We start from the raw sequence: 8,737 nt of genomic DNA, 5'->3' as shown, positions 1-8,737 counted from the left end.
ATTTTCACATGCGATTTGTGAAAGCTATGATGCTGTTACCTTGAAAAACTCTTAAGCTGAGAAATCCTCTTGTCAATTTCTGCTGTGTTGATTGTTAAAAATGAAGCGCACCATCTGCGCGAATGTCTTGATACGCTCACCTGGGCCGACGAAATCGTCGTGCTGGATGCGGGAAGCCAGGATGAAACCTGCGCGATTGCGCGCGAGTATACGGATAACGTAAGCGTTAATACGGATTGGCAGGGCTTTGGCGTACAGCGCCAGCGCGCCGAGGCGCTGGCCAGCCACGAGTGGATATTGATGGTGGATGCCGATGAGCGCATTACGCCAGCGCTGCAAAAAAGCATTCAGGAGGCTGTGCAGGGGGGGCCAGCCGTTTTTAGTCTCGGGCGGCTTTCCTGGTGTTTCGGGCGGTTTATTCGTCATTCTGGCTGGTACCCGGACTGGGTCGCGCGTCTCTATCCCAAAGGGCAAGCATCCTATAATGCAGCGCTGGTACATGAAAAACTGGTGGTGCCCGATGGTCTAGCGGTCAAACGCCTATCAGGTGATTTGCTGCACTACACCTACCGTGATCTGCGCCATTATCTGGAAAAATCTGCCCACTATGCGCAGGCGTGGTCGGAGCAACGGGCCGCTCAGGGTAAAACGGCCACGCTGGCGAGCGGTTTCACACATGGGCTTGCCTGCTTTGTGAAGATGTATCTGCTAAAAGCGGGCTTTAAGGATGGTAAGCAGGGGTTCTTGCTAGCGCTTTTGTCAGCGCACTCTACGTTTAACAAATACGCTGACTTATGGATCCGCACCCGAACATCACCCCCGCATAAACGCTGAAATTTGCTGAGCGGCAGCGTCAATATCAATCGCCGACATGTCCTGCTGGTCAGCAGTGGCCGGAGGGCTAAAGGCCAGCCGCTTTTCAGCGCTGTTGCACGTTTGCCAGCGCAGTGGGGTGGCCGAGCGTTTAGCCGGGTAGAATCCTGCGGTGGCGATGTCCAGGCATCCAGCAATATGCAGCGGACCAGTTGAGCCCGCAATCAGCATATCGGCCTCGGCCAGCCGGTGGGCAAACTCAGCGACGTTGCTGCTCTCGGGTAGATGCTTGGCCGTGATGCCAGCGCTGGCAAGCCGGTCGATTAACGTCTGGGCAGGTGCCTCTTCTCCGGGGCCGGCGCTGATCAACCAATTAATAGGCGGCACATCTTTCACCTGCTGGTCTATTTGAGCAATAAGCCCCGCGTACTGATCAATTGAAAGATTAACCGCCGAGCCACCGCTGCCTGGATGCACAACGATAGATACTTCGGCTGTCATCTCCTCTGTCGGCGTTTGGCCCTGCATTTGTGTTCTGGGCCGTGGCCAAAAGGGCGGTTCGGGCAGTGCAGGCAGCTTAAGCGAAAGCCTGGCTAACAGCTCACACGCCAGGTCCACGTTGTACTGATATTCAGGCTTTGCCGATTGAGAGCGGCGCTGGCGAATGCGCACGTTGTAAAACAGTTGAGCCCACTTGGTCGCAGGAGCAACACGAAGCGGTATACCTGCCCGCCAGCCTAGCCAGCCAATGCGTGGCGTTGAAAACAGGGTCAGCAGCGCATCAAACTGGGCGGATTTGACGCGCTTAAGTAGTGCTTTCTGGGCGTGTTTGTCAGCATGGCTACCAGGGTCGATAATCACCTCATCCACCCAAGGGCATTCGCTAGCCAGCGGTGCAGTGTAAGCCGGTACCAGCACCGTAATATGCGGCGTAGGTGATGCGCTTTTTAGGCAGGCCAGCGCTGGCCAGGCCAGCATGAAATCACCAATTTTATCATTACGTACGACCAGCACTTTCTGCGCCATTTTGGGTGCCCCGTTAATTGCAGTCTGTATACTACAAGAGAATGAAGGGCTTGTTTAACAGTGCGTGGCGAAGTGAGGGATGCGATGGTAAATAAGGTGGTGCAACTTTGTCTGTCGAAGGGTAACGGCGGGATGGAGTTTTATGTTGACCGTATAACCGAGGATTTAAAAGCGGCCCAGATTGACGTCATCGGTATCTGCCTTGAGGGCACGCGGATTAATACTTATATGCAGCGTCATCAGATACCTTACCTGGCATTCAAAAGCAGTACCCAAGCGCTAAAGCACGTGTTACGCATCCGCCGATGGTTGATCGAAGAGAACGTTCGCGTTATCCACTGCCATAAATCGAGTGACCTGCGTTTAACTGCACTTTTAAAACTGGTTATGCCGAGTGTTCGAGTGTTCTACACCGACCACATGGGCGGGCAGCGCCCCAAAAAAAGTCTTTACCACCGCTTCGCTTATGCCAATGTAGAACGCGTCCTGTCGATTAGCCAGGCGACCCACCTTCGTAACATTCGCAATCTTCCGCTGCCCAGCGAAAGGGTTGTCTGCTTACCTCACGGTGTCGATATCAATAAGTATCGCCCTTGCAATGATGAGCGTTTTATTCACACCAAACGTGCAGAATTAGGAGTGCCTGAAGAGGCCGTTATTATCGGATTGCCTGGGCGCGTGACGCCAGGTAAAGGCCAGGATGTCTGGGTTAAAGCACTACTGGAACTTGATCCCGCGTTGCCCTTTTACGCCGTGTCGATAGGCGGTACTGACTATGCGTCCGGGGGGGAAGAAAGTTTGTATAGCGAGCTGCAAGCGATGATTGCGGGCACGCCGCTTGAGAAAAGAATCAGCTTTCTCGGCCACCGCAGTGACCTACCCGAGATATTGCCCGCGCTGGATTTGGTATGTATCCCCTCGGAAAATGAAGCGTTTGGCTTGACCATTATTGAGTCGATGGCGTGCGCATTGCCGATTATTGGCTCCAACACGGGGTCGCTACCCGAACTGGTCGATGAAGCTTCTGGCGTGCTCGTGGGCCCGCACGATATTAACGCGTGGGCCAAAGCGATGGAGGCCATGGTGCGTGATGAAACAACGCGTCATGCTATGGGTAAGGCAGCCCGCACGCGCGTTGAGCAGCATTTTAGTAACCAGCGGCATGTAAAGCGCTTGATTGAGTATTACAAAATCTCGGCAGATGAAGGGTAGACCCGCTTGAATGCGTTAGCCAGCCGCTCGGGTGTCAGCCCTTGCTCAACATGATCCGTTGAATGGATGATTTCATGGAGCGTTGCTTGGGGTTGCCATGCGCTGTCGATAACCGTATACACGCCCACCGTGGGGCGATTATAGGCGCTGGCGATATGCACAATAGAGGTGTCGGGTGAGAAAACGGCGGCGGCATATTTGACGAGAGCGGCTGACACCAACAGTGAGCACGGGCCAGGAAACGTGTGAACAAATGGAAACTGTTTGGCTAACTGCACGGCTTTTTGTTCACCACTGGGGGCATAGGGAATAACCTGCGGTAACCCTGTGGTTTTGTGAACAGTATCCATAAGCGCCTTGGCTTTAGCCATGGAAATACAGCGATAGTCAGCGCCGCCATCAAGATTAAACAGTACATAGGGGCCAAGCTCGCTCGCCCACTGATGGACTTCCTGATCGATATTGGCAGGGATCGGCAGCTCAAAGCGCCCTTCGACACTACCTAATCCGACTTTCTCAATCAGCTTGGACCAGCGAGTGGGTAGCGGTGTGTCATACGTGATTGGCTGGCCAAAGTCAGCGAATGCCTGCATGTTGTAAGCGCTATAAGTGAGGTTCATACGGGCTTTCAGTTTGCCCACAAAATAGATGCCGGGAGAGGTGGCGTGTCCTGTTGCATCTACGCAAAGATCAATACTTCCATGGCGCTTTCGAAGGTTCCTCGCGAGCGTTTTGACCGCTTTATAGTCCCTGTCTCTGGGGACAGTTTGAACTTCAACTCCCTCACTTTTCAGTGTTTCGAAGACCGGGGCGTTTCTGTGCGATGCTACGACACAAAGCCAATCAACATGGCGCGCCTGTAAGGCCCTGATGATGGGGTAAATAGCCATTCCGTCGCCAACCGATTTTGGGCAGAGAATGACTGCCTTGCGGACTGTGTCGGGTTGCCAGCTGTCGGGAGTGTAGTCGTACCAGCGTTCAAGCAGCCTGCGCCCAAGCGCCTTGTTCCATCTTGGCATTCGATTATTTTCCTTACGCGCGCTCATTATAATTCGATAATCAGTATTTTATAAGAATAAGGCGTTAGTAAGGAAGATACTTTAGGTCATTAGGCTTGGCGGATATATTTAGCTTTCCCTGCCAGTGAGTGCCCTTTCAGCATAGCCTTGTCGGATAGGGGTTATGGCGTGAGGTGCGTTAAACTTCGCCACTGAGCGGGAAAGGCGCGCCAGATTAGCAGCTTGCCATTTGCCTGGTGGGCGTAGGCGGCAGCGATCCAGATCAATCAACCACGGTTCTCCTGTCGGGTCGACCAGTATATTGCGTGCGTTAAGGTCGACATGATCAAGCCCTGCATCATGAAAGCGTTTGATCATCGTGCCTACTCTTGCAAGCAGCGCATTATCGGCGCTGTTTTCAGTAAGCAGCGAGGCTAACGCCTGAGCGCCGGGGACCCTTACCGTTAATAGCGCCGCTTCATAAGTGACACCATAGCGGGTGACGCAGCAGGCAACCGGGGCTGGAACGGGCAGGCCCTGTTCAAACAGCGTGGCGGTTAAGCGCAGTTCTCGAAAGGCGCGGGTATGCTCGGCACCTGTCCATAGATAGCGCTTTTCACTCAACCTGGCGACCATGCCGCCGCGTCGATAGGGGCGTAGCACCCACTGCTGGGTCGGCGTTGCCTGTAGGAAAAGGCTGCTGCCCCGGCCGGGCGCTTCACCTACCACAAGGTCCTTGGCGCGCCAGTAATTCGCGCTGAACAGCTCAGGCCCAATCGGGTGTGATAGTTGGTGTGATCCCGGTGCGTCACTTAAACTGTCTGCATCATGTAACATCAGACTATTTTTTTGCCGGAGTGCCGTTAAGCGCATGAAGCCCTCGTTGCCTGCTGAACCCAACCACATTGCCATTTTGCGCCTCTCCGCCTTGGGAGATGTGTGCAATCTCGTGCCGACGGTACGTGCATTGCAGCGCCAGTGGCCACGAGCGCGTATTACCTGGATTATCGGTAAGGGGGAGCATAGTCTACTGGCGGGGCTTTCCGGGGTCGAGTTTGTCGTGTACGACAAGTCGACCGGCCTTGCTGGAATGCGCCGCTTGTGGCGCGAGCTTGCCGATACACGCTTTGATGTACTGCTGCATATGCAGCAGGCGATTCGCGCCAGCGTGCTCTCTCTGGGCCTAAAAGCCAATGTACGCGTAGGGTATGACAAGGCTCGCGCCAAGGATGCCCAGCACTGGTTTACCCAGCATCAGCTGGCGCCGCATCCCAAGGCGCATGTGCTGGAATCCTTTATGGATTTTGCTCGCCTTCTGGGTGTGAAGGACGACCACCTGGAGTGGAACATGCCGGTACCCGCGATGGCCTATGAAGAGGCGCGGGTCATCAGTGGCGAATCGCCTTATCTTGTCATCAACCCATGCAGTAATGCCCGCTTGCGCAATTTTCGCAATTGGTCGGTGGAAGGTTACGCCAGCGTTATCGAACACGCCTGGCGACACCATGGTCTAAAAAGCGTGCTGACTGGGGGAAGCAGTACGCTTGAGCGCGAAATAGGCGAGCAGATTGAAGCCTTGTGCCAGCCGGGTAGCGTGATTAATGCGATAGGCGGCACGTCATTGAAAGGCGTGTTGGCCCTGATTGGTCAGGCACGTGCGGTGATCGCGCCGGATACCGGCCCCGCCCACATGGCCAATGCGATGGGAACGCCCACCCTGGGACTGTACGCCACCACGAATCCGCAGCGGGCGGCGCCTTATTGCTGGCGTGATTTCGCCGTCAATGCGTATCCGGATGCCGTGCATGCCTACCTACATAAGGCGGTGGGCGAGGTCGCCTGGGGGCAGCGGGTGCGCCATCAGGATGCGATGCAGCTCATTAAAACCGAGACCGTTATTGCCCAGCTGGATACGCTCCTCGCGCATACAGCGTCAGACACAGTTGCAGGATCTACTCATGAAAGTTGATTTAACCGCGTTAGAACATGCCCACATACTGGTCGTCGGCGATGTCATGCTTGACCGTTACTGGCACGGTGGCACGTCGCGTATTTCTCCCGAAGCCCCGGTACCGGTCGTGCGTGTTGAAGAGGCCGACGACCGCCCCGGTGGCGCGGCCAACGTGGCGCTGAATGTGGCCTCTTTAGGCGGCCATGCAGCCCTGGCAGGCGTTGTCGGGGATGACGATAACGCGGTGTTATTGGAAACCCGGCTGCATACAGCCAATGTAAATACTCACTTTCAGCGCAGCCCCGACGTGCCCACGATTACCAAGCTGCGTGTGATGAGTCGTAACCAGCAGCTGTTGCGGCTGGATTTTGAACAACGCCTGGATAACATCGACACCGGCGATTTATTGGCCCAGGTGGAACAGGCGTTGCCGGACTGCGATGTTGTGATCCTTTCTGACTACGGTAAAGGCACGCTCAACCAGGTGGAGCGGCTGATTGCCCAAGCGCGTGCGCATGGCAAGCGCGTTTTGATTGACCCCAAAGGGCAAGACTTCAGTAAGTATCGCGGCGCGAGCTTGATCACGCCTAACCTTGCAGAGTTTGAAGCCGTGGTAGGCCACTGCGCAAGCGATGCTGAGCTTGCCAAGCGCGGCGAAGCGCTGCGCGCCGAACTTGAGCTGGAAGCCCTGCTGGTCACCCGCAGCGAAAAAGGCATGACCCTGATCTGTGAAGGCCAGCCGCCTATTCATTTACCTACGCGCGCTCAGGAAGTGTTTGATGTCACCGGGGCCGGTGACACGGTCATTGGCTTAATGGGCCTCGCGTTAGCCGCAGGCCATGCCTTGCCCGAAGCCATGATGCTGGCGAATCTGGGCGCGGGTCTGGTGGTTGCCAAGCCAGGCACCGCGACACTCTCAATAGCCGAGCTTTATACCGCGCTACACGGCGATAGGCTCGCCGAGTTTGGGGTTATCGAGCCGGCGCCTCTCGTTGAGGCTGTGCGTGCGGCACAGCTACGCGGTGAACGGGTCGTCATGACCAATGGCTGCTTTGATATTCTGCATGCAGGGCATGTGGCCTATCTGGAGCAGGCAAAACGTCTCGGTGATCGCCTGATTGTGGCGGTAAATGACGATGCCTCCATTGGCCGTCTTAAAGGGCCCAAGCGGCCGATCAATCCGCTCAATCGACGTATGCAGGTGCTGGCTGGCCTGGGCGCGGTCGATTGGGTTGTGCCGTTTAGTAACGATACGCCGCAAGCGCTGATTGAAACCGTTCTGCCTGATATCCTGGTAAAAGGCGGTGACTACCACCCAGACGATATTGCCGGTGGAGACGCCGTTCGAGCCAATGGAGGAGACGTTAAAGTGCTCGGGTTTGAGGACGGCATATCCACCTCGGCGATGATTAGCTCCATTTTGGACCGCGAGGGATAATGGGGCGAATTAACTGGCCGCGCCTTGGCTATTCTGCGGCGCTCTATGCGCTTTCACCACTGATTGGCTGGCGCATCTGGCGTGAGCAAGTACCTACTTACTCACGTTGGCAGCGGCTGGGCAGGCGCCTTGGCAAGCTGCCTACGCCGCCGCGTATTTGGTTGCACTGTGCCTCGGTAGGTGAGGTCCGTGCCGCCCGCCCGCTGATAGAGGGCCTGCTCGTTCGCTACCCTCGCCATAGCCTGCTGTTAACCACCATGACCGCTACGGGCGCACAGCAGGCGCAGGCATTGATTGAACAGCAGCTTGATCACCACCCCCGACTCGCGCACTGCTTTCTACCCCTGGACTTTCCCAGTGCGGCCAAACGGTTTGTGCACCGCGTAGCGCCTGAGCTTGCCATCATGTTTGAAACCGAGCTTTGGCCTAATCTGCTTGATGCGTGTCAGCAACATGGCACGCCGGTTGCGGTGGTCAATGGGCGGCTCTCGCCTCGAGCGTTCAAGCGCTATCAGAAAATTGCCCCGCTAATGGCCCGCACACTGGCCAATGTCGATTGGCTGGCAGCCAAGTCTGCTGACGATGCCAGGCGGTTTGAAGCGCTAGGCGCTGCGCCCGATAAAACGGCGGTGGTGGGGTCGTTAAAGTTTGAAGTGGGTCTTCCATCAGGGGGATCGGTTGAAAGTGAGCGCTTACTTTTAGAGTGGGAAGGGCGACCTGTCTGGGTCGCCGGTTCTACCCGTGATGGCGAAGAGGCGCTACTGCTGGAAGCACACCGGCAATTGCTACATCAATTTCCTGACGCCCTGCTGGTGCTTGTACCGCGCCACCCTCAACGCTTTGATGAGGTCGCAGCACTGTGTGAGGCAAAGAAATGGGAGACAAGCCGGCGCAGCCAGGGCGAGCCTGTTACCCCGGCTACCCAAGTGTATCTAGGCGATACGCTGGGTGAGCTGGCTGTTCTCTATGGTGCAGGCCAGGTGGCATTTGTTGGCGGCAGCTTGGTGCCGTTAGGCGGGCACAACGTGCTCGAGCCCGCCGCGCTGGGCAAACCCGTGCTCAGCGGTCCTTTTATCGAAAACTTTGCCGATGTGGTCGAGCCGCTGGAAGCGGCTGGCGCGCTTACTCTGGTGGCGGATGTCGGTGCGCTGGTCGATGCCTTGCAGTGCCGCTTCGTCGACCCTAAGCGCTGCCTTCAAGAAGGCCTGGCTGGCCAATCCGCTATCAAAGCGCAGCAGGGTGCGCTTGCACGCACCCTGGAGGGCCTTGAGGCGCTCTCACGCGCTGAACGATAAGCCC

Annotated in this window: 8 protein-coding genes; 5 read left to right on the top strand and 3 right to left on the bottom strand. The window is 56.3% G+C overall.

Annotation, left to right across the window (positions count from 1 at the left end; genetic code table 11):
- Positions 1–69 precede the first annotated feature (69 nt).
- Positions 70–834 carry a glycosyltransferase family 2 protein gene (locus FKN99_RS16770; protein ID WP_172118935.1) on the top strand — a complete coding sequence of 255 codons (765 nt, stop codon included), beginning with the start codon at positions 70–72 and terminating at the stop codon, positions 832–834.
- Here the strand turns inward: FKN99_RS16770 and FKN99_RS16765 are convergent.
- Positions 814–1,839, bottom strand: coding sequence for a glycosyltransferase family 9 protein (locus FKN99_RS16765; RefSeq protein WP_172118934.1), 1,026 nt, complete (start codon positions 1,837–1,839; stop codon positions 814–816). The two genes, FKN99_RS16770 and FKN99_RS16765, sit on opposite strands and share 21 nt — an antisense overlap.
- Before the next feature lie 84 nt (positions 1,840–1,923).
- Here FKN99_RS16765 and FKN99_RS16760 point away from each other — a divergent pair, with 84 nt between their 5' ends.
- A complete protein-coding gene (locus FKN99_RS16760; protein ID WP_172118933.1) occupies positions 1,924–3,051 on the top strand; it encodes a glycosyltransferase in 1,128 nt (375 codons plus the stop codon).
- Here the strand turns inward: FKN99_RS16760 and FKN99_RS16755 are convergent.
- Complete coding sequence (locus tag FKN99_RS16755) at positions 3,024–4,070, bottom strand: glycosyltransferase family 9 protein (protein ID WP_172118932.1); 1,047 nt, start codon at positions 4,068–4,070, stop codon at positions 3,024–3,026. The two genes, FKN99_RS16760 and FKN99_RS16755, sit on opposite strands and share 28 nt — an antisense overlap.
- A 108-nt stretch (positions 4,071–4,178) precedes the next feature.
- Complete coding sequence (locus FKN99_RS16750) at positions 4,179–4,922, bottom strand: 3-deoxy-D-manno-octulosonic acid kinase (protein WP_172118931.1); 744 nt, start codon at positions 4,920–4,922, stop codon at positions 4,179–4,181.
- On the opposite strand from FKN99_RS16750, the gene FKN99_RS16745 reads away from it, so the two are divergent.
- Genes FKN99_RS16745 through waaA form a run of 3 tightly spaced genes read left to right on the top strand, consistent with a single transcriptional unit; the run spans position 4,921 to position 8,733 of the window.
- Positions 4,921–6,018, top strand: a complete 1,098-nt coding sequence (locus FKN99_RS16745) for a glycosyltransferase family 9 protein (RefSeq protein ID WP_172118930.1) — start codon at positions 4,921–4,923, stop codon at positions 6,016–6,018. The two genes, FKN99_RS16750 and FKN99_RS16745, sit on opposite strands and share 2 nt — an antisense overlap.
- Positions 6,008–7,438: a bifunctional D-glycero-beta-D-manno-heptose-7-phosphate kinase/D-glycero-beta-D-manno-heptose 1-phosphate adenylyltransferase HldE gene (hldE, locus tag FKN99_RS16740; RefSeq protein ID WP_172118929.1), complete on the top strand. Its 1,431-nt coding sequence runs from the start codon at positions 6,008–6,010 to the stop codon at positions 7,436–7,438. The genes FKN99_RS16745 and hldE overlap by 11 nt, the downstream gene beginning before the upstream one ends.
- Positions 7,438–8,733: a lipid IV(A) 3-deoxy-D-manno-octulosonic acid transferase gene (waaA, locus tag FKN99_RS16735; RefSeq protein WP_172118928.1), complete on the top strand. Its 1,296-nt coding sequence runs from the start codon at positions 7,438–7,440 to the stop codon at positions 8,731–8,733. Before hldE ends, waaA begins: the two co-directional genes overlap by 1 nt.
- Positions 8,734–8,737: the final 4 nt, after the last annotated feature.

Origin of the sequence: Halomonas hibernica (assembly GCF_013183775.1) — a bacterium.
Lineage (GTDB): Bacteria > Pseudomonadota > Gammaproteobacteria > Pseudomonadales > Halomonadaceae > Vreelandella > Vreelandella citrativorans.
The sequence above is the reverse complement of the archived record's forward strand: the minus strand, read 5'-3'. Positions and strand labels throughout refer to the sequence as shown.